We start from the raw sequence: 25,029 nt of genomic DNA on the forward strand, positions 1-25,029 counted from the left end.
AGTAGGAAGGATGAGTAAGTCCAAAGCGACCTTCTTTTGCTTCTTTTCTTTGGTCGCAAGACAGGATAAAGAAAAGAAGTCCGCAGAATTTATTATTAGGGATGTGTATCCCTAACGAAAACTTCACAGCCTCTTTGGAAAAATATAGGAGAGGAGTTTATGTATCGGAATATATTTTTGGCAAAGTGGCTGCACAGATTTGACGCAAAAAGACTGTTCCGACCATAGGAGGGAGTGTCTTTTTGCGCCCGATTCCGGCTGTCAGGCGACTTTTATGGGATGGGTTCGAAAATCCTTCAGATTGTGAAAAAAACCTCTGTAGGGTGTCATACCGTGTCGAAATAAGCTCCATAAAAGCGAACAGCCCATCTGGGTTAAAGAGGAATTGATAAACAAATCCTGTTTCTCCAATGCTTCCGCTAAACTGCAACTTGGTGTGTCGTCCTCTTGCTCAGACTGTTTCAATAATTCTCCAAATTCTTCGGTAATCATTGGCAGGCTTGCCACCGTTTCGTATTTCTCCGAATTGGGTTGATGAATGTTTCCTATGGTAGATAGTAACATTTGCCCTATATGCTGGCTGTTTCCAAAATCCAGCCAATATTTAGGTTCGTCCCTATAGTGTCTGCGGCTGCTTATTTCTTTCAGTATTTCGGCAACTCCAAACCTCGACTGTACATTGTCCACGCAGGTAATGTAAATTGTTGCTTTTGCTTCTTCGGGTATTCTGCCTAAACCGTCCTTTTCAAATCTTGCGGTTTCCGCTTTCCAGTTTGTCCCTGAAAAGCGGTTTGCACGGTTGATGAGTGCAACGGATTTGTATAACCCTGTTTCACTTTCTGCAAAACGCTGTCTTCCTAAATTGGCATTGGTCACAATATCATCATCCCATAGACTGACACGTAAGCCTGCGTGTCCCAATTCGATTAAGCTGTGGTTCATTTCCATTAAAGCGCTCAAAACCTTTGAGCCTGTACCACCTGCGCCGATTAAGTTTACCGCAATGGGATTGGTCGGGCTTATCAGATAGTTATCTGTAAAATGTACTTTTAGTTTCTCAGTATTCATCACAAAATATTTTTAAGGGTTTTGTTGTTCTTTTTTAATACATCTTTAGGAAAGGCTTCGCTTGTTTCAATCAGTTTTTTCCAAAGGCTTACGCAATTCCCTTTTATGGGATTTTGTTTTCCTAATAAATGGCTGAAGTAGCTGTTGAAAAAGTAGTCTTCCCAAGCAGTTGTAAATTCCTCTACGGAAGCGGAATTTTTAATGTCTATACTTACAGTCCCCATACATACTTTTCCATCTTCATAAATGTTGAAGAAAGGAGCAAAATACAATGATGTATTTTCTGTTGGTCTTCTATCGGTTGCGAGGGCAAATACCGCAAGGCTATTTTTATTGGCATACCAAAGCATTGGCGGTACATACGCTTTGCCGTTGGGTATTTCCAAACCGCTGACAAAATACAATTGCTGTTCCTGTGCTTTGGTGTACCAAAGTACCGTGCCTTTTTCGCTTGGATTGATATGCAGTATATTAGTCGGCAAAATTCCTTTTGGCTTTAAAAAGGCTTTCTCCTTTTCTTTTTCGGATTGTAAAGCCTTCGCCAATACTTTAGCTTCATTTACGGTTAGTGGATGGGCATTGATAGGATTTCCGTTTTTGTCCATATCAAAATGCTCCACGTACATATCGGTATTCGTTCCTTTGGTTTGGTAAAAAACCAATGCAGATTTTGGGTGGTAAAGCGTTCCGAAATTCTCGGTTATGTCGTTTACATTGTTCATTTTCTTGTCGTTTTATAATCATACAGTAGTGTGCAGAGTTCGTCCAAAAGGGCAAACAGGCGGTTCTCAAAATCAAGATTGGTTTGTTTAATGTTGCTTCCGTCAAAACGTTTGAAAATGGTCGGTTCTTCCATTGCTCCATACTCGTTAAACTCATTGTTAATACTGTCGGCAAGTCTCTCATACAACCAACCTGTGGTATCTGCTATAAAGGAGATGTACTTTTCCATTCCAACGGTTTCGGAGTCGTTTTCATCATTATAGGGGTCTTCTTGGGGGCTTGGTGCGTTTCGGAAAATGCTCTCGTGCGGATATTGCGCATAAAGGGCAAATGCATTGCAAGCTACTTCTTGACACTCCAGGTCGAATGCGTCATGGCTTTTAAAGCAGTTTAAACGCTGTTCAAATACCTGTAAATTAATACGGTTGAACAGTTTTTGTTCTATCCGTTCGCCTATCCATTCGGCTTTTACAATCTCTGCAATACAGCTTTCCGTTTCCTCGGTATAATCGTCTTGTTCTACCCAATCGTTCATCATTTCATACATCCAGTACAGATAGCTGTTTTCCTGTCTGTAGTAGGGTATATTGGCAATATGGTACAGATAACTGCAAACTGAAACAAGCAATTGAGCCGTCTTTTTACGCTTTGGGTCATTGAGCATTTGAAAGAGCGGCACAATTGGAATATAGTACAAGGTTGTGCCTGTGCTGTATCGTTCTTCGCTTGTAAAAAATGTTTTCTTACTATCCTGTACCAAACGTAAATTATCCCAATTGACATTGATTTGTTTTAACTTGTTTTCAGCATCCCACATAGCCAATGCCATATTGTAAGGATAGCCATAATCTTTCGTTTGTAATGGTTCAATGTCGTAATGTTGGGCAAGCTGGGAAAGCGACTTGTAAAAATCCTTTTTCATTTTTGCTGTTTTCGTACAAGCCTGTACGGATTGCACTGTTTTCAGTTTAGGCAAAAACGTACACTTTAGAAAACCATTGGAAGCATTGCTATCGGCACTGATTTCTGTTTGTCTTTCCGAACCTCGTTTGCATATTTGGCTCTCTGCATCCAATGGGCGAACTCGCTTAATTGTTGGTGCAGCTGCCGTTGTATTTTTTGTTCGGGTATGCTGATAGTTCCCGATAGGATATTGCGTTGCATAGTTCATCGTTTTTGATTTTTGGTTTAACCTTTTGTCCCCATTACGCTTTCCAATTTGTATTCTATCCTATCATCACGGATAATGGGGGCAGATATTTTTGCGGTGGTTAGTATGGGATACGTATTGGCGTAAAAATTCAATACTGCTTCCACACTCCAACGTGGTTCTGGGTCGGTCAGTCTGATGTCCTGTCCTTTATCTTTGAGTATGAATACTCGTTCTAACTTTGTTGCTAATAACATAACTCTTGATTTTTTTGTTAAACGATAGATTGTTCTGTCGCAAACAGACCTGTTGAAGAAAACTTGTCTGATAGTTCGGATTTGCGTTTTCGTATCTCGTCCGCTTTCTCGGGGTAATCGGTAATTTCTGGTACTTTCATCCACGCTTCACGGAACTTTTCCTCTTTTTCCAATTCGTCTGCCTTTGCCATACCGTCTTTAAACTTCTTATCTTTGGCTTCCTGTTCTTTTTTCTCTTTTTCGGTTTTTTCTTTTTCCATTGCCGATTGCTTTTTAGCTTCTTCCAATTGTTTCATAAAGGCTTCCATATTTACCATTAAACCCGAGGCGGTTTGCAAAGGAGCTGTTATCTGCTGAAAAAATCCCTCGTCCAATTCTTCTGCTGTTCCCCTTAAATTAAGCGGTGGAATCAGTTGTTTTGCGTTGTCTCCGCATTGTTCGTTTTGGAGCATAACCGATACAATAAGGTTGTTTTCTGCTCCCTTTGCTATGGTCAGTTGCAAATCACCTGCAATTTCCAATTGTGCTATCTGATTGAAAAAATATGTGTTCATCGTTCTTAGATTTTTAAATGTTGTTTAGTAGTTTTTTTATTGCAGTCAGTTATACTATCTGCGGTCAACGAACGACTCAATTTTCAAAGTTGCTCTTCTGTTTTCCCAATAGACATACTCAAGGGCTCCTTTCTTCGTTCTGAATCGTCTACCGTTTACGTTCCAACGTACTTTTATCCTGCGGATAGTTGATGGTGTTCTGAATGCATCAGAGGTTATCCCAGTAATTTTTTTCTCTTTTTCTATCTTTGCAACCTTGATATATATTACCTTTTGTTCTACATGCGGATGATGTGTTGTCAGTAAGAGGTTATTGTTTCTATCAAAGATTTCAAAGCGGACAAAATCTTTATTATTCAACATAATGCGGAGCAATTCTGATTCATTGAAATTCCAATTAAGCCCTATGTTTTTTGTCTCGTAGTCCCTGTATGTAATAGTTCCGATATTCATTGCTTTAGTTTTTAAAGACTACCGCCATTTAAGACGGTAGTCTGTGGTTATTTAATTAAGGTTTAAGATTTCCGCTCCGTCTGTTGCAAAAGCAGTACATAGTTCAAATGCTTTTTGTGATTTTATTTGTGCTGTTCCACCCATAACAATAGATTGCAGTTTGGCTTCATCATCCTTGTAACTGCGTACATTTTGGTAGTAGCCTGTCACAGCATTGTACGCACCGAACAATGTACCTTTGGTTGTGTCCATCTGTTGAGTGTCGCTTGTCATAGCGTATGCAAAGGCGTCTTGCACTACATTTTTGAACACGGTGGAAATTTCATCTTCCGCACCCTTTTTGAGTAAATCCAATGTTTCCTTGTTCGGGCAAAGTGCCAATTGAATTAGCTTTTTTACTTCACGGTCTGTAACTCTTACCTTAGCCCATTCATTGAATATGCCCTCTAATTGTGTGCTTAGGGTATTCGCCAATCCCATAATCTTGTGTGCGTTCTCAATACGTTGTTTTGCTCCCGAAGTATGTTTGATACGCACTACGTTGGTCATACTGCGAAGCGAAGCATTAAGGGTGTTTTGGCAAACAATGCGGATAGGAGTGAAGGCTGCTGTAATGCTTCCGCTGCCATCGTGCGAAGTGGTTAGGAAAATGTACTTTTCTGTTACATCATCGCCATTGCCCACACGGATATAATCGGGCAGTTTGGCTGTAATGAATATGCGTTCGCCTTGTCCCAATGCTCCTGCGGTTTCGTAGAGAATACCCTCGTCACCGCCTACAATGGCGTCAAAGAAATTGAAAGCTTCACGGTTTTGTACGATGTGGTAATCTTTACCCACCACACCCAATACGGCATTGTTATCGGTGCGGATATTAGCAAAGTACTTGGGAACATGCAGTTCGTTACTGCCTATTTCTATACCGTTTGCTGTTTCAATAATGCCCGAACCTTTGGTATATAGGGGTGTTTTAATGACTTCATAGTCTAACCCTGCATGTTTTATGGCTTCTTTGCTTGTTGGGTATTGCTCTACAATCTGCCCCAAGCCGTGCCACGCTTTTTGCTGAACGCTGAAAAATGAATAACGCCCTGTACTCTCGTTGAAATTGATATTATGTGCCATGATAAAATGATTTAAAAAGTTTAAAAATTGTTTAAAAACCTACAGTTAAAATGGGAGGTCGTTCTCCGCTTTGTTATTATTGATTTCCGTGGCAGTTTGTGCCGTTTCGGATTTTTTACCGCCTGCGTGCAATTTGATTTGCGAGGTGTTGAAGTTCAGACCTGCGTACACTTCTCCGTTATTGCCTGTCCATCCTCTTGCACTTACTCTGCCCGTGAGTTCCACAAGAGTGCCTTTCGTGAGTATGTTTGCTACTTTTGGGCTAAGCCAGTATGCGCAATCAAAGTAGGTTGTCTGCTCTATACGTTCGCCCGCTTTATTTCGATAGCTGTCGTTGATAGCGACTGAAAAATTTACTACCTGTTTGCTGTTTGACAATGTGCGTACCTGCGCATCTTTTGTCACTCTTCCAATGATTTTCATGATTTTTACTTTTTTTAATGAATTATTTTTTTTTGAAATTTTATTTATTCGGCAATGAGAGGAGGTGCTGTTTTGTTTCATCATTACTATTTTTAATATTTTATTTCTCATTGCTGACATTTTTTTTTATTCGTTTAAAGAGCTGGAGTATGCTATGTTTTGTTTCATGAGCATAAAAAGGTGAGTGTTTAGCAATAGCAAGGCTTTGATAAAAAATACAACCCGTATGGGTGGAGATTTTTTATCAAATCTGAAGGACCGGGCCTTGCTATTGCGTTATGAACACGGAGTTACCTTTGCTCGTGAAATAAGACAAAAGCATACTGGTTTTTGAATACAAAAATGAAGGGGAAGTAATGAGAATTGTATTGAGTAACGGTTTTAAGGAGTTAGAAAAACTCATTAATGCCTCAAAATATCTAAAGCCTTTTAAAAGATAAGTTAGCCATTAGATTGGCTTGTAAAGGATATATTGTTGGAATCGTATATGATTTCTAAGACCCACCTGTTAGATACAGTACTGCCCCCCCTTCAAAAGGCATAATATTAAAATCAAAGAAAACTAAACGATTCAGATTCAGGATTTATTCGACAGCATGAAATTGTAACTTTTAATGGAAAGGAAGAACCATTTATAGAAGATTGGGCATTGCTAAAAAGATGTAATTAGATGGATTTGGCTCTAAAGAACTCATGGGATGGTTGCAGAAATAGACTTACAAAGCTGTATTGAATTTGTGTATTTGCAAAAAGCTTTTGCTTCTGTATTGAAACTAAAAGTTCAGTTTTAGTTATTTTTTTGATTCCCGATAAAAAATAATGGAAGACTCAACGATATGGCACTTGAAATGGAAGTTCTTATGAAGTTAGATTCAAATAGCTTTAAAATCAGTTTATTGTGATTAATTTTGAATTACTAATTATGATTATTAAAATAGTTATTACATAAATACCATAAATAATTTAAGAAAGAAGGACGTGATAGTCTGGTCCGTTTTAATTGCAATTGTGCGCGCGGAATATGACTCTTATGAGAAAATATTCTTTAATAGAGGCATAAAAATATTGCGATATTTTTTAAAAATAATAAAAAAGCCCTGCGTGTGTCAGCATCAACAGGGCTTTAAACTGACCAATTCTTAAATAAATTCAGGACACTTTTTAACGAATATACTCTCTGAATGGCAGTATTTTTTTAGAATACCCTGATTAAAGAACTATTCAGGGTATTCAGGCCAATTTATGGAAATGGAAAAAACTTATTATGACTTAAGTTTTAATTTAAATTGGCATTAAAATGTTTAAAAAAGACCTTTTATGAATTCATAATTCTTTTCTAATCTGTTTTCTTCGTTGTTTAGCTCTTTTGATTTTAAAATTTGCAATGTTGTCGATTTGATTTTTATCAAAAATACAATAGATGCAAAAACGAATACTATAATTATAATGGCGAAAAATTGTGTCATAGTTTATTGTTTTAAAACGTTTATTTAATTCAACTGGTTTGATACTGTATGTGTCTTTTTTTCTGTGAAGGAAACCATCTCGTTGACTTTTTTATTTGGTTTTTTTGGATGATTATTGGTGCTAATCATAATAGCCGTAAAAATTAAAAAGACAAAAACAGGGAACATAAAAAACACTTTTGACATACAAAATTTGATTTTATAATTATTTAATAGTTAAAATATACTCAGCAAGCTGATCTAACTGTTCTTGATTGAGTTGCGATTCAAAACCAGGCATTTGAATATAATCTGGACGTTTCTTTCCTGGAGTTTTAATCCATTTTTGTAAATCAGCTATGTTTCCTTTGTAAATTTTTGCCATTTCCAGCACTGGCGGTCCCACTAGCCTTACATCTGTTTTATGACAAGCTGCACAGTATTGACTAAATACTGCTTTTCCTTTGTCGGCTACAGATAAATCGGCGGTATTTTCTTGTGCTTGTGCTTCTTTGCTTTTAGCAATAGCTTCTTTCTTGATTTGTTGAAATTCTTCGGTTTTTAGTTTTACTAATTCTCTGTGTTTTTCTAGAGCATTCATTCGGTAAATCTGACGACCGGAACCCATAAAAACAACAGTAATAGTCATTAGAATCAATACTTTTTTGAAATCTTTGTCTATGGCAGCTTCATCTCCTTTTATTCCTTTCCACATCATCCACATAGCCGGAAGCGCAATGGCAGCTCCTGTGAATATTACTGCTACTAGATTCCATCCCAATCCTTTTGATGGTAATGTTAGTAATACCAATGGGCCAATCAAGAACTGAACTACCGATGCAACTAATGTTAAGGAATACCCTTTTTTCTTTAATTCATATCGGGTAAAAGTCGGGAAAATAGTTTCGAATGGATAATTTTTTCTACCCATATACCAATGCAAGAATAAACCTGTGATGGATAAAGAGGCGAAAATGAAATGGAAATATCTTGGAAAAACATTTGGCAAAGTCATTGCACTGAAAAAGCCTTTTACCAATGCCCATTTCTCTGGGAAGAGCATCAAATTGATATTCGTCAAGAAAATAAACGGAATAAACATAAAGATCACAACCGCCAAAGCCAAGATTGAAATATGAATGGCTTTATGGTTTTCTAAAATCTTCCAAGTGTATTTATGCAGATAAGTTAATAGAAAAGCTACGGTAACCAAAGGAATTACGGCTAACCACATTAAACCTGTCAGTGCATTTGCCGAATAGAAATATACGGTGTAAAGCACGTTGATACTCAATAATGGAGCAATTCCCATTACGACCGCCATACTTTTGTTTACGGTTATTGTCGCCGCTATTTCGTGGGCTAATACATCATATTCTTTGTTTTTCAGCCCTTTTATTTGTGACCAAAGGGTTAGCAATGATCCTCCAACCATTAGATTCACAAATAGAATATGTACTAGAAAGGAAACGACAAGTATGATTATCAATAGCCATTCGGGTAAAGGCAATGGCAGTGGAATGTCTTTTGGAACAGGTGTTACGCTTTGTAATGCGATAAATAAACTAGTCAACATCTTATTTGTTTTTATTAATTAGAGCCGAAGCTGTATTGTTTGGATTTATGGAAACGCCTTCTTCTTGGGCACCTTCCAGAACATCGCCTGTCCGCTGTAAATAGCTGATGTAAGTTGCCAAGGCTTCGGCTTCTTTTTCATTTCCGGGAAATTCAGGCATAAAAGTTCGTCCGTTGTGCATATTAGGCATATAGGCGGCCATTGCGTCAATGTTAAGAGGTTTTCCATTGCCGCTATACATTCTGTCAAAAACATATACAACACTATTGACACCTTGGGCTGTATGACAACGACTGCAAGCTATGATGAAAACATTTTTTCCTGCTTCGACTTTGTTGTCTTCGGTAACTTCATTTACAGAGGTGTAAGTGGCGTGTTTTAAAATTCCATCTTGTTTATAAACCACATAATCGTCTTTTAGCAAAAGATTGGAATACATATATTGGCTGATTACATACGGTTTTCGAATAAATTCACGTACACGTTCGAAAAACCCGAGGTAAGCCATAGCAGTAATAACGGGTATAATAACAAGATACGGTTTTAGTAATTTTGTTTTATAGATTCCAATAAATGCGATAATCAAAGTAAGAGCTACTCCTCCAAAAGCAAAATACATTAGTAGATTGTAGTATTGCGCAAAAGCGATAGTTCCTACTGCTGTACTCAAATTTTCGGTCATTGCATCTGGCATTGCCCGGTAGTACATATAGGCTGCAACTAGTGAGAGCGGTGCCCAAAACAATAACCATTTTGAAGCATATTTTACGGCATTAATTCTAATTTCGGTTCCAGCTTTTGTAAATAATGTAATTAAAAACATTCCGAAGATACCAGCCACAAGCATTGCTGTTGGGGTTCTGAAAAAGAGCTGGGGTAGATATATTGGATTAGTGAAACCGTTTAGTAAAGTATGATTGGTTTCCCAGTTCCCTGGATCCATCATAAAACCAAGTATGGAAACAATTATTGCCATTGTTATCCAAGAAAATAAACTCAAATACCATCCAAATTTAATATGACGCAATTTTGCTCTTAAAGTGGTATTACTGTTTTTCCAAGTCAGGAAATAAATCATAATCAAAACAACTTCGGTAACAAAAACCAGCCATTCTGTAAACCAAGCCCAGTAAAAAACCCGAATTAAACTTCCGATAGATGCAGGACTCACAAGTGCCACCGAAAACCATATTCCAACACCCGTCATTGCGCCGATGGTTGTAGTAATAATAAAAGCGACTTTCATTATTTTATACACCATATTGTCCCATTCCATATCGGTGATTTGGTCTTTACCGCTTCGGGAAACGCCTCGTTGTTCGAGCCAAGTTACAAATGGCATAAAACCAACAGCTAGTCCGTGATTAATAATAACGTGTAGAATGGCGATGATTGCAATTAGCATTCGATTATTGAGCCAGTCTAAATGAAACATTGGAAAATCCATAATAACATAAATTTGATTCCGCAAATTTCAGTCAGAGCTCATTATTTTACTAAAAATAATTAAGCAGAATATTTAGAAAAACGTTCCTGATTAGTTTGATAAAAATGCTTTTTTTACAGGTATTTACACTTTGTAATTTAGATTTTCAATCCAATCGTATCGTTTTTTAGTTATATATGGGATTATATTTTGAAAGATTAAGTTTGAGGATTACTTTCGCTTCAAAAAAACAATTGAAATTACTGCTCTCCATAAGCTTAACAATCATCTTGTTTCTAAATTTATTTAGTAGTGCATTCGTGTACACACTATTCAAAATCAACCAAGACGAAATTGCCAAAACACTTTGTGTATTGAGAGAACAAAAAAACAATACCTGTAATGGAAATTGTGTTTTAAAAGCAGAATTAAAAAAACAAGCCGAAAAAGAAGAGAAAAACACCACTCTTTTAAAAGAAAAAATAGAGAGTATTTATACGATTACTGAAAACGAATACAACCTTCCCTTTATTAAACTTCCGTCGATAACTAAAATATCGATTTTCTGTAAAATTGCAAAAACAAAATCCATTTTTTTTACTATTTTTCGTCCACCAATTGCATAATTATAGTATTTAATTACCATTTCAAATATCTTGAAATGTAACTTTTGTTGGCTTTTTGCGAACAAAACAATTATTAATATTTATAATTATCAAAATGAAATCACAGATTGCTACGCCTGTTCGCCAATATGGCTCGGGTCACGAATTCCGCTTACAAAATAAAGTAAGTATGAGTAAATATATACTTTTCGTCCTAATTTTTATTGGGCAATTTTCCTTTTCACAAAACATAACAGGAACAATCAAATCTCAAGCTGGCCAAGTGGTGCCTTTTGCCAATGTTAGTGTGCTTAATAGTGCTACTGGAACGGTTGCCGACAAAGAAGGCAATTTTAGTCTAAACCTAAAAAAAGGCAATTATCAAATTCAGGTTACTGCCGTAGGTTTTGCATCAAAAGTGCAACAACTTAAAGCTACAGACCAATCACAAACGGTTGAAGTAACGTTATCAGCCAATACACAAGCATTGGACGAAGTTATAGTTACTGCCGATAAAGTTGAAACAAACATACAAAAAACACCAATAGCCATCACTTCTTTAAATGCCAAGCAGTTAGAAAATTACCGAGTATGGACTATCACCGACCTTACTGCATTGGCTCCGAGTACTTTTACGGTAGAACACGGAAATACCACAGGGTCTAATTTTTTAAATATTCGTGGTGCTATGGGCTTTTCAAATGACCAAGCAGTGGCTACTTATGTCGATGGCGTTTATCAATTTGATTATTTTTCTGCACCGCTCAATTTCAGTAATATAGAGAGAGTAGAAATTTTACGTGGACCACAAGGAACGCTCTATGGCAGAAATGCCTTTGGAGGTGTACTCAATGTCATTACTAAAAGACCTATAAACCAAACAAGCGGATTTGCCACAATGGATTTTGGCAATTATGGGCAACAGCGTTATAGTGTAGGTTTTAACGCACCACTAATAAAAAATAAATTATTTGTGAATGCAGGTTTGCAATCCAACGCTCGTGGCGCTATTTATTCAAACCCTACATTAAACACCCAAGATTTCGACCACCACAACGCATATACCGGAAATGTGAACCTAAAATATCTTGTATCGGATAAATGGACAATCGATTGGAATACTAGGTATGAAAACGACAAAGACAAGGGTGGATACCCTTGGGCAGCTACCTATGAATCGGCAATTGCCAACCCTTATACGGCTTTCGGAAATTGGGATAATACCGAACGCAGAACCAATTTCAACACGGATTTAGCAGTAAAATATTATGGAAAGGACTTTAATTTTACATCTATTTCTTCTTTTGTAGATTATCATATTTGGATTCCGGGAAGATTTGATTTTGATTTTACTGCTGACCGACTTATTAGTGGTACCACTTGGTCAAAACAAAATCAATTGACGCAGGAATTTCGCTTTTCTTCTCCTGCAAATGCCGGTAAGTTAAAATGGACTGCAGGTTCTTATTTATTCGGAGAGAAATCCAAGAATGGTAGCACTACTTATTTTGATGAAGACTATGCATTATTTGATCCTAATGCTCCTTATTCTTCTATCAGCAATGGCAAAAGAGATGCTTATGGCGTGGCGTTTTTTGGGCAAGCTACTTATGCTTTTACACCAAAATTTGATGTTACTGTTGGTGCCAGATATGATATAGAGCACCGAGAACTTACTCAAAACTCCGAGTTTGAAAAAGATGGTGTCGTAATGCCTGTAACCGAGGATAGTACTGTTAAGAAAACTTTTAACGCCTTTACACCAAAAGTTATTTTGAGCAACAGATTGACCGAGAATACTATGGTTTATGGATCTTATGCAAAAGGATTTAGAGTAGGAGGATTTAATTTTGGCAGTACGACGAACCCAACTTACAAACCTGAAAATTCAGATAATTATGAAATAGGTACCAAAAACAATTTGTGGAATAATAAATTAAAATTAAACCTGACCGCATTTTATTTTCAGCAAAAAGACCAACAGGTATCTACCTCACAAGACGGTGTAAACTATGCTACGCTAAATGTTGGCGATATGGATAATTACGGATTAGAATTAGAAACATCTGTAATTCCTGTCAAAAATTTGCAAATAGATTGGACAGCCAGTACTTCGCATAGCGAATACAAAAAACTGGAACTTTTTGATGCAGCTACCAATACTGTAATAGATTATAAAGGTAACAAGGCAATTAATAATCCTGCGGTGCTGTCTATGTTTGCCGCTCAATATGATGTGCCTTTTTCTAAATCATCTCAAAACTTCAAAGCATTTATAAGAGGAGAATATAAATATGTAGGAGAATATAAATTGGATTTTGTAAATGCTTACCACCAGGGTTCTTATAATATGCTCAATGCCAGAGCGGGTATTACCAGTAAGCATTTAGACATTGCATTGTGGGCACGTAACCTAACCGATGTGCGTTATATGGCTTTTGGTTACGGAGCTTATATGATGGGGACTCCAAGAATGTGGGGTGTAACATTGACAGGGAAATTCTAAAAAATATTGGGAGTTGGTAAAATATTTTGCCAACTCCATTAAAAAAATAACGATTATGAGAGCCATTTTTATAAATCTAATGCTACTGACATTATTGTTTGGATGTAAAGAAAATGACAATAACGATGCTCCTAAAAAAATAGAGAAACTATCGGAAAACGATAAAGTTATAAAGTCAAAAATTACCGATACCATTACCGCTGAAAATCATTCAGAAATAATGGATATGATTCTGGGTAAACCCAAACAACAGATAAAATCTATTGGAATTTTAGTTTATGATGGAGTTAATGATTTGGATTTTAGTGGTCCAAAATATGTTTTGGGACAAACAGGAAACAAAGTACAATTAATAGCTATAAAGCCTGGGAATGTTACAACGGTAATGGGAACGCAAATTGTTCCCAACACAACAATTGACCAAGTAAAACAGTTGGACATTTTGGTTATTCCTGGGGGATTCAAAGGAACTATTGAAGCGGCGTATAATGAAAAACTGCACGATTGGATTAGAATGATTGATAAAAATTCAAAATATACTTGTGGGGTTTGTACAGGGGTTTGGGTACTTGGTGCCACAGGATTATTAAAAGACAAATTCGCCGTTACCAATTGGTATAACGAAGATAAATTCCTGGAAAAATACGGTGCAAAACCTGCACACAAAAGATATACCAATGATGGAAAATATTGGACATCGGCTGGAGTTACCGCAGGAATGGATATGGCATTGGCAATTGTTAATGATAATTGGGGCGAAAAATACACCCAAGGTATAATGTTGGATATGGAATATGATCCACATCCGCCAATTGAAGGGGGAACTCCAGAAAAAACAGGTTTTTTAGTCGAATGGATGATGAATGCTATGTATGATGCAGGTGTAAACCCTATTGTTGACAGTCTGGAAAAGGTTAAAAAGAACAAACTAAAATATAAATAATTATGAAATCACAGATTCACGAACTCCAAAAATTGAATAGAATTAGCGTGAGTAAAAAAATACTCTATGTGATTTTAGCATCAATAACCTTGTTTAGCTGCAATAATTCTGCAAAAGAAAATCCAGAGCAAAAGCCCGCCACTCACGAAGAAATAATGAGCCGTTTGGATAAGCCAAAACTAAATATCAAAACAGTTGGTATTTTGCTGTATGATAATTTTTCGACAATGGATGCAATGGGGCCCTATCAAGTATTAAGTGAAATGATGGGAACGCAGGTTTTTTTTGTAAGTAAGCACAAAGGAATTATAAAAAATAGTAGCGGAATAAAAATTCAGGTAGACCGTGATTTTTCGGACACTAAAAATCTTGACATTCTTCTTATTCCGGGTGGAGGTACAGAAACATTATTACTTACAAAAGATACCGAAACTTTAGATTGGATAAGAAAAATTGATAAAACAACCCAATTTACAACAAGTGTTTGTAATGGTGCTTGGATACTTGGAGCCACAGGATTATTGAAAGATAAAAACGCAACAAGCCATTGGTACAATGCCAAAGAAATGCTAACAATGTATGGTGCCAATTTTCAACAAAAACGCTGGGTTAGAGATGGCAAATATTGGACTAGTGCAGGCATCACAGCAGGTATTGATATGAGTCTTGCCATTGTTCAGGAAGTTCGTGGCGATAACTATTTGAAAATAACAATGCTAGATTTAGAATATGATCCAAAACCACCATTACAAGGAGGTTCGGTAACAAATACCGACAAAGAAACTGTAAAAATGATGAAAGAAATGTAAGATTCAATGTTTGGACCTGTATTGGACAGTATAAAAAAGGGAAAGTAAAATAGCTTCTTTAAAAGAGTAAAATAGTAGCGTAAAAATTTCAATCCGTATTGGAATAACTTTTCATTGTTATACCAAAATGAAAAAGTGCTTTCACTCTAATAAAATTATAATTATAAAATTACAAAATGAAAAAAAAAATTTTTATCGCGGTGGCTTTAGTAGCTTCATTGCAAATTTATGCACAAGAAAAGGACAGCATAGAAAAAAAATATACCCTAATGGACGAAGTGATTATTGAAGGAGTCCGAAAGTTTAAGGACGTTTCAAGCGAATTGGCTTCAAAACTTCCAATTAAAAATTTAGAAAATCCGCAGGTTACCGCTTCGGTTTCGCCACAGCTCATTAAAAATAGAAATTTTTACACTCAAGGCGAAATGCTACAAAATGCCACTGGTGTTGCCCCTAGCTGGGCAGGTATTTCCCCATATTATTCCATTAGAGGATTTCGTACGCGTTCGAGTTTCAGAAATGGGGTTAATGGTTATGTAGCATCTGATATAGATCCTGTCAGCTTAGCCCAGTTAGAGGTTATCAAGGGGCCAAGTGCCGTAATTTTCGGCGGCGGTGGGGCTACAATGATAACTTTTGGCGGACTCATTAATCGTATTACCGTAAAACCGCAGCATATGGCATTTGCCAATATTAGTGTGTCGGGTGGTTCTTATGATCTGCAAAGGGCAACAGTTGATATTAACAGTCCCCTTGACAAAGACGGGAAGATTCTAGCCAGACTAACCGGGGCTTATACTTACAAAGGCTCTTTTCAGGATCAGGGTTTTTCAAAAACTTTTTTTGCTGCTCCAAGTATTTCTTATCAGGTTAATGATCAAATGAAGATTCAGCTGGATGCCGAAATTTTAAACAAAACGGCTACTAATAACCCACTGTACCAAGTGGCTTTAGGCAGTGCTAAATCGTCTGAGGAACTGAATTTGGATTACTTTCGTTCTTTCCAGGATAATACTGTAATTTTGAACAATAAGGCAGTAAATATTTATGGAAAAATTACTAATCAGCTTTCACCAAACTGGAAATCTGAAACCAATTTAATTTCAGTTAATAATAAAACTCCAGGAGATTATATACGACTGCGATTGGATGATAACAGCCAAAATGTTACCCGAAGAGTGTACAGAATGTACCCGGAAAATATTACCAGCCAGCAAATTCAACAAGATTTTGTTGGAAATTTCAATATTGGAAAAATAAAAAACCGACTTGTTACTGGAGTTGAATATTACCATTATCTCTATGCTATCAGTAGTAAATCTATGAATTTCACTAAAGTTCCAGCAACTGGAATTGATGGTCAAAATGCTCTTTTTAATAATGAATACATTGCTTCTCAATTGGCTTCAAAACCGTATGGAGAAAATTATAAGGCAGTTCAGGATCATTATTCATTTTATATTTCGGATGTTATTAATCCCCTTGAGAATCTTAGCCTGATGTTGAGCGCAAGAATAAATCATATTGACAACAAAGGAACGCAGGATTTATTAACAGCCACCACAACTGCTGATTACAAACAGACTGCTATTTCTCCAAAATTGGGAATTAATTATCAAATCATTCCTCAAAAAATTTCATTATTTGCTAATTATATGAATGGTTTTCAAGCCCAAGCACCTCAATCAGTAAATGGTGAGATGACCAATTTTCAGCCCGTTTATGGAAATCAATGGGAATCGGGAGTTAAAATATCTCTGCAAAAGAACTTATTGGATGCCGTTTTGAGTTATTATAGTATAGATGTAACCAATGTGGTAAGGCAAGATCCAAATAATACCGCCTCTTATTTACAAGATGGTGAGCAGCGTAGTAAAGGTTTTGAAGCTGATTTAGAATCAAATCCAATCAAAGGATTGTTTCTGCATACAGGTTTTGCTTATAACGACAGTGAACTTATCGTTTCAGATGCACTTACTCAAGGTTTAAGACCTGTAGATGCGGGTCCTAAACTTTCCGGAACCTGGTACATCAATTATGCTCCGCAGTCAAAAAGTTTAAACGGTTTTTCTTTAGGCTTGGGCGGGAGTCATTATGGTAAAGACTTAATTATCAATAATACTAATGGTTCTTTTTCTACAGATGCTTACACCTTAATCAATTCTGTTTTAAGTTTTGAAAAAGCAGGATATGTTTTTTCTCTTTCTGCTAATAACCTGCTTAACGAGCACTATTGGTATGGAGGCCGTGGTATGATTACGCCAGGAATGCTGCGTGAGGTTATCTTATCTTTTAAATTGAAATTATAAAGCTTTATTTTTAAACTTAAAGTGAAAAAAATCACAAAAATATCATTTAAGATTCACAGTTACCTCGGATTAATTTTCGGGGTACTGTATCTTTTTTTCGGAATTTCGGGTGCATTACTGGTTTTTCAAAAAGAGATCGAATATTTCAATAACCCGCCAATGCACTACTGTGCAAAGGGAAGCAATTCCATTTCATTAAACGAGATGTATCATAAAGTTTCAGAAAGGTATCCTGAAGCACGACAGATTATGCTGCATACTTTTCCAAGAAATACGTGTGATAGCTATGAATTTATGATTTATAATTATCAGGATAATGTGGCTCATAATTATCTCTACTGCTGTATGGTTGATCCTTATAGCGGGGAAATTATAAAAGAAGGCGATTTTAGCTCCTTTCATTCCCCATTTTTTCGCTGGCTCTATCTGGCGCACTATTCGCTTTTAATTGATAAACCAGGCAGACTCATAACGGCTATTGCTGCAATTGCTTTATTGATAAACTTAATTACCGGTGTGATCATTTATCGTAAAAAAATATTTACTACACTTATATTCAAAGAGAAGTTAAATCGTAAATCTGCCAGAACCTTTAATTCATCGCTCCACAGGGCTATCGGCGTCTGGACTTTGATGCTTAATTTTATTCTGTTTTTTACCGGTTTCTGGATGAATAAAAGTCTTTTTTTACCCGCAGAATGGGAAATAACTCCCCAAAAAGAACAGCATTACAAGGTAAAAGCAAATATTGATCAAGTGATTAAAAATGCAAAGGAAATTCGGAATTTCAATCCAATAGCTGTAAAAATAGCTAATGATAAAAACACTGAAATAGTAGTAAGTGGTGAGTTTTCGGATACCAAAAATCCGCTTTATTTTGGTAAAGGCAGTGACGTTTATTATGACCGTGATAGTGGAAATTGGCTAAAAACAATACGGATTGAAGAAAAAACATTTTCTGACCGTTTTTATTGGATGATGAAACAGCTTCACCGAGGTGATTATGATAATATTTTTATCAAAATTCTTTATGTATTTGCCGGGTTTAGTCCCGCAATCCTTTCCATTACGGGATTTTTTCTTTGGAAAAGAAAAGGCAGAAAACAAAGGGATTAATGGTATAAAATCTGGTATTTATACTATTTCTTAAAGTACCTAAAATGTTTATCAAATACACAGTAGTTCGGTTTTCTATTTTTTACAAATAAAAAAAGTGTGAGTTTATGTAAGCTCTCACTTTTTTTATTTACATTTTTTAGGATAGTTTCAAAATTGTAAACGTTCCTGCTTTTTTTATTTTACTGCTTCGCCAAATATTCTTCTGGTTTCATCAAGAATTCGTTTTTGCACATTGTAGAACAAAAACCATATAGTTTCCCTTTGTAATGTGTTGTGTCGCTTACGCCATATTTTGTAATATCCATTTTGCAATAGAAATCAATTTTGTTATCGTATTTCAATTGGTTGAGCGGATTTTTTGGCTCGATAACAGTTGTACTTTCTTTGACAACATTCTTTTCTTTTTTGTTGCAACTCCATAATATTGCAATACAAATAATTAAAAATAGTTTTTTCATTTTGAATTTATTTAGTGGTTATTTTCGTTTTGTTGCTTCGTAGTAATTGCTTACCTCGTTCCAATTGATAACATTCCAAATAGTTGATAGATAATCAGCACGTTTGTTTTGGTATTTTAAATAATAAGCGTGTTCCCAGACATCAATGGCCAAAATAGGCATTCCTTCATTTTCGGCAACATCCATTAATGGGTTATCCTGACTAGCGGCAATATGCCTAGTATAGGTTCAAATGATTAACTTGCGATTATTATGTTGAAAACCTTAATAATGGTTTATCATACCAAATTTTCGAGTCCAAATTGTGCCAGCTGATCTACAATTGGCAAGGTCTTCAATCCTAGTTCCGTCAATGTGTATTCTACTTTTGGAGGAATCTGGGGGAAAACTTTTTTATTAACCAGTTTATGCTCAACAAGCATATTTAATTCTTGTATCAACATTTTTTCACTAATGCCAGTAACGGCTCTTTTGAGTTCACCATATCGCACCGTGTTTTCGTTGATTTGAAACAATATCATCAGCGTCCATTTACCACTTAAAAGAGACAAAGAGGCTCTTACAGGACAGCTTTCATCACAAGGTGGATTTTTTTTTATTTTTTTTTCCATTGCTATTCAATAATTCTAACCATTTAGTAAGTACCAAACGATTAGGTAAGTACTTGTGCAAAAGTAAGCACTATTATATCTTTGTACAAGTTTTAGTGAAAAAACAATTAAAATCTACAAAATAGATAACTTTTTAAAATTAAATATAAAAAACAGATGAAAATTTTAGTATTCGGAGCTACAGGCTCACAACAATTTAATGTAATAACTGAAGCAAAGAAAAAAGGTGCAGAAGTTATTGCTGCGACCAGTTCAGAAAAAAGTTTTGAAAAATTAGCTCAAGTAGGAGCAACGCCAGTATTGGCAAATTTAAGTGATGCCGCTAAAATGCTTGAAATTACCAAAGGAATTGATGCAATTGCCTTTATGATACCAGTTTCATTGCCAAATCCATTTGACGGATTGGAATATGCAAAAAATGTGATTGATGCCGCTAAAACAAATGGGGTTAAGAAAATAGTTTGGAATACCAGTGGTTGGTTAGAAGCACAAAAAGTAGGTTCTCCGGTAGATGATGTAAAATTGGATGTTTTGGATTATTTAAAAAATAGCGGTGTGGATTATGTAATTATTCAGCCTACTATTTATATGGAAAATATGATGGGACCTTTTTGTGCACCATTTATAGCAAACGAGAAAAAATTGGCTTACCCAACGCCAGAAGCAATGCCAATTGGCTGGATTGCATCTAGAGATGTAAGTGCTTTTGTGGTTGAAGCAATTTATAATAATGATTTAAAAGCAGATTCATTTAAAATCAGTGGTTTAGATAACTTAAAAGGAAATGATACTGCAGCAGCATTTTCAAAAGGTGTAGCAGAAGAAATTGTTTATTATCCTCAAAAACCACAAGAATTTGGAGCTATTTTGAAACCATTTGTGGGAGAAGCAGGTGCATCAAGTGTTGCCGCCTATTACGAAAGTCTTCAAAATGCAACAGAATATCCTCCAAAATTTAATGCTAATATGAGTGCCGTTTTGGAAAAACTTCCTGTAAAAATGACTTCTTTGACAGAATGGGCAAGCGAGAATAAGGCTTATTTTTTAAAAGGATAAACAAAAGTAAACTTAATGAAATTTAATTTTAACATAAAAATAAAATGACACAAACAGAAAAAAACAGACAATTGGGTATTGCGGTTTACCAAAAATTTTTAATTGCACTCACTCTATGTTTAACATTAGGTACATCAATCGCTCAAGCACAAACTGATAATTCAAAAAAAATAAATAATTTAAAAACAACTAAAATGACACCAAAAGAAGTAGTAGAGGCATATTCAATAGCCCTTTCAAAAGGAGATATTCCTACAGCATTTTCATATTTCAGTCCTAACGCAAAATGGCACCAACCCGGAAACAATAAGTTTTCTGGAACACAAACAGGCCTTGATGCCATTGGTAAAATGTTAGGAGATATGATGGGAGCAACCCAAGGATCATTAGCAATTAAACCAGCAGGAGCTATGATGGTTAACGGTAATTTGGTTTCTTGTCCAGTACGTTTTAGCGCTAAAAGCGGTTCTAAAAGTGTAGAAATGAATGGAAACGATTTGTATGAAGTTGCTGACGGAAAGATTGTACAAGTTTGGTTGTTTTCTGAGGACCAGTCTGCTGAAGACGAGTTTTGGAAATAATTTTTTCGGTCAAAAGAAGTAAAGCTACAAGTGAGAATATTCTGTTTAGGATATTCTCACTTTGGTTACAGAAAAACCACCAACCAACTTTTAGTACTTTTGTATAAAAAACAAAAAAGATGAGAACCCAGAAATTTCATAAGACAGAATGTGGAGTCGATTTTCTAATTAATGTTTTGCCGTCTGATGAAGTGAAAGACAGTTACCTTAAAAAAGAAACCTACAATGCCGATTATCTTGAGATTGTTTTTTTCAAAAAGGGTAGTGGTCATCTTGTTTTAAATCACGATAAAATAAGTATTAGTAACAATAGTATTGTATTCATTTCGCCCTTTCAAAAGCGTGAATGGAATTTGAATCCAGAAGGTTTAGATTTTACAGTTTTGGTTTTTCAAGAAGATTTTTTGAATGATTTTTTTTCAGACAAGTTGTTTACCTATCGTTTATTATACTTCTACCAATTAGAATATCCGCTGAATATGCAAATTGATGAAGCACTTATCGAAAGGTATTATGCGTTGCTTACCGAAATAAAATCAGAATTGGTAAAAACAAGGGCTGATAGTGCGCATATTATCCGTTCCTTGATTTACTATCTGCTTCAAAAACTCAACAGAGAATATGCAGAAAAACACAATTTGGCACTTGAGAAAAATCAAAATAATGAGGCTTTTGAATTTAAGAAATTAATAGAAATTCACATTAAAGAAAAACAACGAATTAATGATTATGCCGAGCTTCTAAAAGTAAATCGAATTGCGCTGAACAAAGCCGTAAAAGAACAATTTAATGTTACAGCTTCGCACTTGCTAAAACAACGTATTTTAGTAGAAATCAAAGATTATTTGCTTCATTCTAAACTTACTGTTTCGGAAATTGCTTTTCAGCTTCACTTTTCCGAACCCAATCATTTGATGCGCTTTTTTAAAAATCAAACCGGAATTACCACCACTGATTTTTTAAACGAATATCAAAATGGTATCAATTCGTAATCTTTTGGTATTAAACAGAAAACTATACTTTTCTAATTTTGTTTTATAAATTTAAAACATACTATTATGAGTAAAAAAGCATTAATTGTTATAGACATTCAGAATGATTATTTTGAAAATGGTGCCATTGAATTGGTAAACCCAATAGAAGCAAGTTTGAAAGCACGTAAAGTAATTGATTCTTTTCGTGAGAAGAATTTGCCAATAGTACATATTCAGCATTTGTCAGCTGATCCTGTTAATGTCCCAATTTTCATTCCTGGAACTTTTGGATCAGAAATTCACGAAAATGTAAAACCTCTTGAAAGTGAGAAAGTAATTCAAAAATATTATCCAAACAGTTTTAAAGAAACGGATCTTTTGGATTTTTTAAAAGCAAATGAAGTTACTGAATTGATTGTTACAGGAATGATGACTCATATGTGTGTGGATTCCACTACAAGAGCTGCAAAGGATTTAGGTTTTGAATGTACGGTTATCGGAGATGCTTGTGTTTCAAGAGATTTGGAAATCAATGGTAAAACCGTAAAGGCTGAAGATGCACACAATGCCTTTTTGAGCGCATTGACTTTCTTTTATGCTAAAGTTAAAAATGCAGATGAGTTTTTATCTGCATAAAATGAATTAAAAGTAAAAGAGCCAAGTTGAACTATTGTTCGATTTGGCTCTTATTTTTAGAAGTTTTCATCTAAATACTATCTTGGAATCTGAAATAGAATAGAAAGCAAAAGCCTAAAGTAATTATTGGTTTTGCTAAAAAAATAATTTTGAAATAAAAAGTATGAAAAACAGAGTTGTATTATTTATTATTACGTTTTTAATTATTAGTTGTAAAAAAGACAAATCCGAGCACGTTTTTTACAAAGCAGTTAATGGAGAAAATATAGGATTACTTTCACTGACGATAGGAGAAAATTATTTTTTCGGACAATATGAATTACGCTATGGAAGGTTAGGTAAAGATATTGGTGAAGTGCGAGGTACTATCTTTGGCGACACACTCAAGGGAAAATTTAGATACTTATCTTATGGAGGTGGTAATAAAATTGCGCCTTTTGTACTTTTGAAACACAATAAAGGTTTAAAATTAGGAAGCGGAACTATTAGTACTTTCATGAATATACCATTTTATATTCCTGAAACGTTGGAATTTAAGGACACTGATTTTCAGTTTTATAGAATTGATGAAAAGTCTGCTAAAAAATTAGGCTTCATTTTTAAGTAAAGATTTCATCTTATTTTTAATAATATATTGAGACCTGAAATATAATAAAACGGAAGAAGTTACTAATCCAAGTGTCAAACCGTACCAAATTCCTTTTACCCCAATATCAAGTTTAATCCCTAAAAGATACGCTACTGGCAAACCTACAATCCAATAAGCAATAAAGGTGATGAATGTTGGGGTTTTTACATCGCCCATCCCTCTTAACGTCCCCAAACCTACTACTTGGGTACCATCAAATAACTGGAAAACACCTGCAATAATCAATAATTGTGCGGCTAGAGGAACAACAGCTGGATCGCTAGTTATCACATAAGGCAAATATTGATTAAATAGCATAAATATAATAGCAAAAAATAGCATAAATAGGATCACCAAATGATAGGAAACTCTGGAGAATTTCTGAATTCTAATATAATTTAGGTTTCCGAAACTATTTCCAACTTTGATGGTTGCAGCAGAAGCTATTCCACTAGCCATCATATAGGTCATTGCTACAAAAGTGATGGCAGTTTGATGTGCTGCTTGTTCCATAGCCCCTATTTTACCTGCCATTAAAGCTGCTACCGCAAAGGCTCCAATTTCAAAAATATATTGCATGGCTACAGGAACTCCAATTTTTATCACATTAATAATTCTTTGAAAGTTAATAAATCGAACCGAAAAATACTGAATGTATTGTTTAAAATTGCTGGATTTCATAACATACCATATCATTACCACCATCATCAAAACACGATCTATTAAGGTTGCAATACCTATTCCTCGCACTCCCATCGGAGGAATCCCAAATATTCCTTTTACCAAAATCACGGCTAATATTAAATTAAGAACATTTCCCCAGATGGTTATAGTCATCGCTTGTTTGGTAAAACCTAATCCTTCTGCAAATTGCTTAAATGTCTGAAAGATCATTAAAGGCAAAATAGAAATGCCTAAGAGGAGTAAATAAGGTTTTGCTGTTTCAACAACCAGTGGATCCTGATCTACGTGATTCATTGCAAACATTGATCCGTAGTAAACTACTAAAAAAAGCAGGATTCCTGCGATTGTATTTATCCATAAGCTGTTGGAGAGTAGTTTAGCACATTCCTGATAATTTGATTTTCCATCTTCCTGTGCAATTAGCGGCGTTAATCCGTAGGCTATTCCCATTCCCAGAACCAATACTACCATAAAAACGGAATGAACTAGCGATACGGCTGCCAGAGATATGGTTCCAGCATAATGTCCAATGATAATAGAATCTACAGTTTGTACAAAAGTGTGTCCAAGCTGCGAAACAACAACAGGCCCCGCCAGCATTATGGTACTTTGATAATAGATTTTATTAGATTTATATTTTGTTATCATATTAAATAATTTGGGAGCTTAAAGCGAATTAAGCGTAAAAATGCTACTATAAATTATTTATAATGTGCAATTTTAGTATTCGAAATTCATACAGCAAAGATAGGTAGGAATGAATCTGCTTTTTACTACCAAAATTCTTCCTAAAGCTACCATTTTGATAAACTAAAAGAATAGTGTAAGAATGATTAAATATATTTTTAGTTTTTTACCAATAAAAAAAACGCTGTAAAAATTTGTTTTACAGCGTTTTAGATTTTTGTGT

General features: G+C 35.4%; 25 protein-coding genes and 1 pseudogene. 11 read left to right on the forward strand and 15 right to left on the reverse strand.

Annotated elements, in window-relative coordinates; all coding sequences use genetic code 11:
* Positions 1-261: 261 nt before the first annotated feature.
* The 11 genes from OZP07_RS09565 to OZP07_RS09615 all read right to left on the reverse strand — a co-directional run bounded on the left by OZP07_RS09565 (position 262) and on the right by OZP07_RS09615 (position 10,221).
* On the reverse strand, positions 262-1,068 hold the full coding sequence (locus OZP07_RS09565) for a PRTRC system ThiF family protein (protein ID WP_281638172.1): 807 nt from the start codon (positions 1,066-1,068) through the stop codon (positions 262-264).
* A complete protein-coding gene (locus OZP07_RS09570; protein WP_281638173.1) occupies positions 1,068-1,790 on the reverse strand; it encodes a PRTRC system protein B in 723 nt (240 codons plus the stop codon). Before OZP07_RS09570 ends, OZP07_RS09565 begins: the two co-directional genes overlap by 1 nt.
* Positions 1,787-2,962: a hypothetical protein gene (locus OZP07_RS09575; protein WP_281638174.1), complete on the reverse strand. Its 1,176-nt coding sequence runs from the start codon at positions 2,960-2,962 to the stop codon at positions 1,787-1,789. The genes OZP07_RS09570 and OZP07_RS09575 overlap by 4 nt, the downstream gene beginning before the upstream one ends.
* 17 nt (positions 2,963-2,979) lie before the next feature.
* Positions 2,980-3,198 (reverse strand): PRTRC system protein C, encoded by a 219-nt coding sequence (locus OZP07_RS09580; protein ID WP_281638175.1) that lies wholly within the window; start codon positions 3,196-3,198, stop codon positions 2,980-2,982.
* Positions 3,199-3,215: 17 nt separating this feature from the next.
* Positions 3,216-3,752 (reverse strand): PRTRC system protein E, encoded by a 537-nt coding sequence (locus tag OZP07_RS09585; protein ID WP_281638176.1) that lies wholly within the window; start codon positions 3,750-3,752, stop codon positions 3,216-3,218.
* Positions 3,753-3,806: 54 nt separating this feature from the next.
* On the reverse strand, positions 3,807-4,205 hold the full coding sequence (locus OZP07_RS09590) for a hypothetical protein (RefSeq protein WP_281638177.1): 399 nt from the start codon (positions 4,203-4,205) through the stop codon (positions 3,807-3,809).
* Between the two features lie 51 nt (positions 4,206-4,256).
* Positions 4,257-5,330 carry a DUF932 domain-containing protein gene (locus tag OZP07_RS09595; protein ID WP_281638178.1) on the reverse strand — a complete coding sequence of 358 codons (1,074 nt, stop codon included), beginning with the start codon at positions 5,328-5,330 and terminating at the stop codon, positions 4,257-4,259.
* A gap of 45 nt (positions 5,331-5,375) precedes the next feature.
* The gene (locus OZP07_RS09600; RefSeq protein ID WP_281638465.1) at positions 5,376-5,753 is read right to left on the reverse strand and encodes a single-stranded DNA-binding protein; all 378 of its coding nucleotides are present in this window, start codon (positions 5,751-5,753) and stop codon (positions 5,376-5,378) included.
* A 1,301-nt stretch (positions 5,754-7,054) separates the two neighbouring features.
* Positions 7,055-7,219 (reverse strand): hypothetical protein, encoded by a 165-nt coding sequence (locus OZP07_RS09605; RefSeq protein ID WP_281638179.1) that lies wholly within the window; start codon positions 7,217-7,219, stop codon positions 7,055-7,057.
* Between the two features lie 205 nt (positions 7,220-7,424).
* Positions 7,425-8,774, reverse strand: coding sequence for a c-type cytochrome (locus tag OZP07_RS09610; RefSeq protein WP_281638180.1), 1,350 nt, complete (start codon positions 8,772-8,774; stop codon positions 7,425-7,427).
* Position 8,775: 1 nt separating this feature from the next.
* Positions 8,776-10,221, reverse strand: a complete 1,446-nt coding sequence (locus OZP07_RS09615) for a c-type cytochrome (RefSeq protein ID WP_281638181.1) — start codon at positions 10,219-10,221, stop codon at positions 8,776-8,778.
* Between the two features lie 299 nt (positions 10,222-10,520).
* On the opposite strand from OZP07_RS09615, the gene OZP07_RS09620 reads away from it, so the two are divergent.
* The 6 genes from OZP07_RS09620 to OZP07_RS09645 all read left to right on the forward strand — a co-directional run bounded on the left by OZP07_RS09620 (position 10,521) and on the right by OZP07_RS09645 (position 18,488).
* Positions 10,521-10,826 (forward strand): hypothetical protein, encoded by a 306-nt coding sequence (locus OZP07_RS09620; RefSeq protein ID WP_281638182.1) that lies wholly within the window; start codon positions 10,521-10,523, stop codon positions 10,824-10,826.
* Between the two features lie 94 nt (positions 10,827-10,920).
* The gene (locus tag OZP07_RS09625) at positions 10,921-13,311 is read left to right on the forward strand and encodes a TonB-dependent receptor (protein WP_281638183.1); all 2,391 of its coding nucleotides are present in this window, start codon (positions 10,921-10,923) and stop codon (positions 13,309-13,311) included.
* A 55-nt stretch (positions 13,312-13,366) separates the two neighbouring features.
* Complete coding sequence (locus tag OZP07_RS09630) at positions 13,367-14,254, forward strand: DJ-1/PfpI family protein (protein ID WP_281638184.1); 888 nt, start codon at positions 13,367-13,369, stop codon at positions 14,252-14,254.
* Between the two features lie 2 nt (positions 14,255-14,256).
* Positions 14,257-15,063, forward strand: coding sequence for a DJ-1/PfpI family protein (locus OZP07_RS09635; protein ID WP_281638185.1), 807 nt, complete (start codon positions 14,257-14,259; stop codon positions 15,061-15,063).
* Positions 15,064-15,239: 176 nt separating this feature from the next.
* A complete protein-coding gene (locus OZP07_RS09640; protein ID WP_281638186.1) occupies positions 15,240-17,372 on the forward strand; it encodes a TonB-dependent siderophore receptor in 2,133 nt (710 codons plus the stop codon).
* A 21-nt stretch (positions 17,373-17,393) separates the two neighbouring features.
* The gene (locus tag OZP07_RS09645) at positions 17,394-18,488 is read left to right on the forward strand and encodes a PepSY-associated TM helix domain-containing protein (RefSeq protein WP_281638187.1); all 1,095 of its coding nucleotides are present in this window, start codon (positions 17,394-17,396) and stop codon (positions 18,486-18,488) included.
* Between the two features lie 182 nt (positions 18,489-18,670).
* Here OZP07_RS09645 and OZP07_RS09650 read toward each other — a convergent pair whose 3' ends face one another.
* The 3 genes and pseudogenes from OZP07_RS09650 to OZP07_RS09660 form a co-directional block, all read right to left on the reverse strand.
* Positions 18,671-18,949, reverse strand: coding sequence for a YHS domain-containing protein (locus OZP07_RS09650; RefSeq protein ID WP_281638188.1), 279 nt, complete (start codon positions 18,947-18,949; stop codon positions 18,671-18,673).
* A gap of 18 nt (positions 18,950-18,967) precedes the next feature.
* Positions 18,968-19,153 (reverse strand): annotated as a pseudogene (locus OZP07_RS09655) (Fe-Mn family superoxide dismutase); the annotation flags it as partial.
* A 74-nt stretch (positions 19,154-19,227) separates the two neighbouring features.
* Entirely contained in the window at positions 19,228-19,560 is a 333-nt protein-coding gene (locus OZP07_RS09660) for a winged helix-turn-helix transcriptional regulator (protein ID WP_281638189.1), read from the reverse strand.
* Between the two features lie 156 nt (positions 19,561-19,716).
* On the opposite strand from OZP07_RS09660, the gene OZP07_RS09665 reads away from it, so the two are divergent.
* From OZP07_RS09665 to OZP07_RS09685, 5 genes are all read left to right on the forward strand, one after another.
* Positions 19,717-20,616 (forward strand): SDR family oxidoreductase, encoded by a 900-nt coding sequence (locus OZP07_RS09665; protein WP_281638190.1) that lies wholly within the window; start codon positions 19,717-19,719, stop codon positions 20,614-20,616.
* A gap of 44 nt (positions 20,617-20,660) precedes the next feature.
* Positions 20,661-21,197 (forward strand): nuclear transport factor 2 family protein, encoded by a 537-nt coding sequence (locus tag OZP07_RS09670; RefSeq protein ID WP_281638191.1) that lies wholly within the window; start codon positions 20,661-20,663, stop codon positions 21,195-21,197.
* A 119-nt stretch (positions 21,198-21,316) separates the two neighbouring features.
* Positions 21,317-22,189: a helix-turn-helix domain-containing protein gene (locus OZP07_RS09675; RefSeq protein ID WP_281638192.1), complete on the forward strand. Its 873-nt coding sequence runs from the start codon at positions 21,317-21,319 to the stop codon at positions 22,187-22,189.
* Positions 22,190-22,255: 66 nt separating this feature from the next.
* Positions 22,256-22,807 carry a cysteine hydrolase family protein gene (locus OZP07_RS09680; protein WP_281638193.1) on the forward strand — a complete coding sequence of 184 codons (552 nt, stop codon included), beginning with the start codon at positions 22,256-22,258 and terminating at the stop codon, positions 22,805-22,807.
* A 163-nt stretch (positions 22,808-22,970) separates the two neighbouring features.
* Complete coding sequence (locus tag OZP07_RS09685) at positions 22,971-23,414, forward strand: hypothetical protein (protein ID WP_281638194.1); 444 nt, start codon at positions 22,971-22,973, stop codon at positions 23,412-23,414.
* Here the strand turns inward: OZP07_RS09685 and OZP07_RS09690 are convergent.
* Positions 23,394-24,767 carry an MATE family efflux transporter gene (locus tag OZP07_RS09690; protein ID WP_281638195.1) on the reverse strand — a complete coding sequence of 458 codons (1,374 nt, stop codon included), beginning with the start codon at positions 24,765-24,767 and terminating at the stop codon, positions 23,394-23,396. The two genes, OZP07_RS09685 and OZP07_RS09690, sit on opposite strands and share 21 nt — an antisense overlap.
* Between the last annotated feature and the right edge of the window lie 262 nt (positions 24,768-25,029).

This window comes from Flavobacterium marginilacus, from assembly GCF_026870155.1.
Taxonomy (GTDB): Bacteria; Bacteroidota; Bacteroidia; order Flavobacteriales; family Flavobacteriaceae; genus Flavobacterium; species Flavobacterium marginilacus.

What these genes read in the sequence shown, in the direction of transcription:
- OZP07_RS09565 (WP_281638172.1), bottom strand. Translation starts at nt 1,068, where the DNA reads ATGAATACTGAGAAACTAAAAGTACATTTTACAGATAACTATCTGATA.
- OZP07_RS09570 (WP_281638173.1), bottom strand. Translation starts at nt 1,790, where the DNA reads ATGAACAATGTAAACGACATAACCGAGAATTTCGGAACGCTTTACCAC.
- OZP07_RS09575 (WP_281638174.1), bottom strand. Translation starts at nt 2,962, where the DNA reads ATGAACTATGCAACGCAATATCCTATCGGGAACTATCAGCATACCCGA.
- OZP07_RS09580 (WP_281638175.1), bottom strand. Translation starts at nt 3,198, where the DNA reads ATGTTATTAGCAACAAAGTTAGAACGAGTATTCATACTCAAAGATAAA.
- OZP07_RS09585 (WP_281638176.1), bottom strand. Translation starts at nt 3,752, where the DNA reads ATGAACACATATTTTTTCAATCAGATAGCACAATTGGAAATTGCAGGT.
- OZP07_RS09590 (WP_281638177.1), bottom strand. Translation starts at nt 4,205, where the DNA reads ATGAATATCGGAACTATTACATACAGGGACTACGAGACAAAAAACATA.
- OZP07_RS09595 (WP_281638178.1), bottom strand. Translation starts at nt 5,330, where the DNA reads ATGGCACATAATATCAATTTCAACGAGAGTACAGGGCGTTATTCATTT.
- OZP07_RS09600 (WP_281638465.1), bottom strand. Translation starts at nt 5,753, where the DNA reads ATGAAAATCATTGGAAGAGTGACAAAAGATGCGCAGGTACGCACATTG.
- OZP07_RS09605 (WP_281638179.1), bottom strand. Translation starts at nt 7,219, where the DNA reads ATGACACAATTTTTCGCCATTATAATTATAGTATTCGTTTTTGCATCT.
- OZP07_RS09610 (WP_281638180.1), bottom strand. Translation starts at nt 8,774, where the DNA reads ATGTTGACTAGTTTATTTATCGCATTACAAAGCGTAACACCTGTTCCA.
- OZP07_RS09615 (WP_281638181.1), bottom strand. Translation starts at nt 10,221, where the DNA reads ATGGATTTTCCAATGTTTCATTTAGACTGGCTCAATAATCGAATGCTA.
- OZP07_RS09625 (WP_281638183.1), top strand. Translation starts at nt 10,921, where the DNA reads ATGAAATCACAGATTGCTACGCCTGTTCGCCAATATGGCTCGGGTCAC.
- OZP07_RS09630 (WP_281638184.1), top strand. Translation starts at nt 13,367, where the DNA reads ATGAGAGCCATTTTTATAAATCTAATGCTACTGACATTATTGTTTGGA.
- OZP07_RS09635 (WP_281638185.1), top strand. Translation starts at nt 14,257, where the DNA reads ATGAAATCACAGATTCACGAACTCCAAAAATTGAATAGAATTAGCGTG.
- OZP07_RS09640 (WP_281638186.1), top strand. Translation starts at nt 15,240, where the DNA reads ATGAAAAAAAAAATTTTTATCGCGGTGGCTTTAGTAGCTTCATTGCAA.
- OZP07_RS09650 (WP_281638188.1), bottom strand. Translation starts at nt 18,949, where the DNA reads ATGAAAAAACTATTTTTAATTATTTGTATTGCAATATTATGGAGTTGC.
- OZP07_RS09660 (WP_281638189.1), bottom strand. Translation starts at nt 19,560, where the DNA reads ATGGAAAAAAAAATAAAAAAAAATCCACCTTGTGATGAAAGCTGTCCT.
- OZP07_RS09665 (WP_281638190.1), top strand. Translation starts at nt 19,717, where the DNA reads ATGAAAATTTTAGTATTCGGAGCTACAGGCTCACAACAATTTAATGTA.
- OZP07_RS09670 (WP_281638191.1), top strand. Translation starts at nt 20,661, where the DNA reads ATGACACAAACAGAAAAAAACAGACAATTGGGTATTGCGGTTTACCAA.
- OZP07_RS09675 (WP_281638192.1), top strand. Translation starts at nt 21,317, where the DNA reads ATGAGAACCCAGAAATTTCATAAGACAGAATGTGGAGTCGATTTTCTA.
- OZP07_RS09680 (WP_281638193.1), top strand. Translation starts at nt 22,256, where the DNA reads ATGAGTAAAAAAGCATTAATTGTTATAGACATTCAGAATGATTATTTT.
- OZP07_RS09685 (WP_281638194.1), top strand. Translation starts at nt 22,971, where the DNA reads ATGAAAAACAGAGTTGTATTATTTATTATTACGTTTTTAATTATTAGT.
- OZP07_RS09690 (WP_281638195.1), bottom strand. Translation starts at nt 24,767, where the DNA reads ATGATAACAAAATATAAATCTAATAAAATCTATTATCAAAGTACCATA.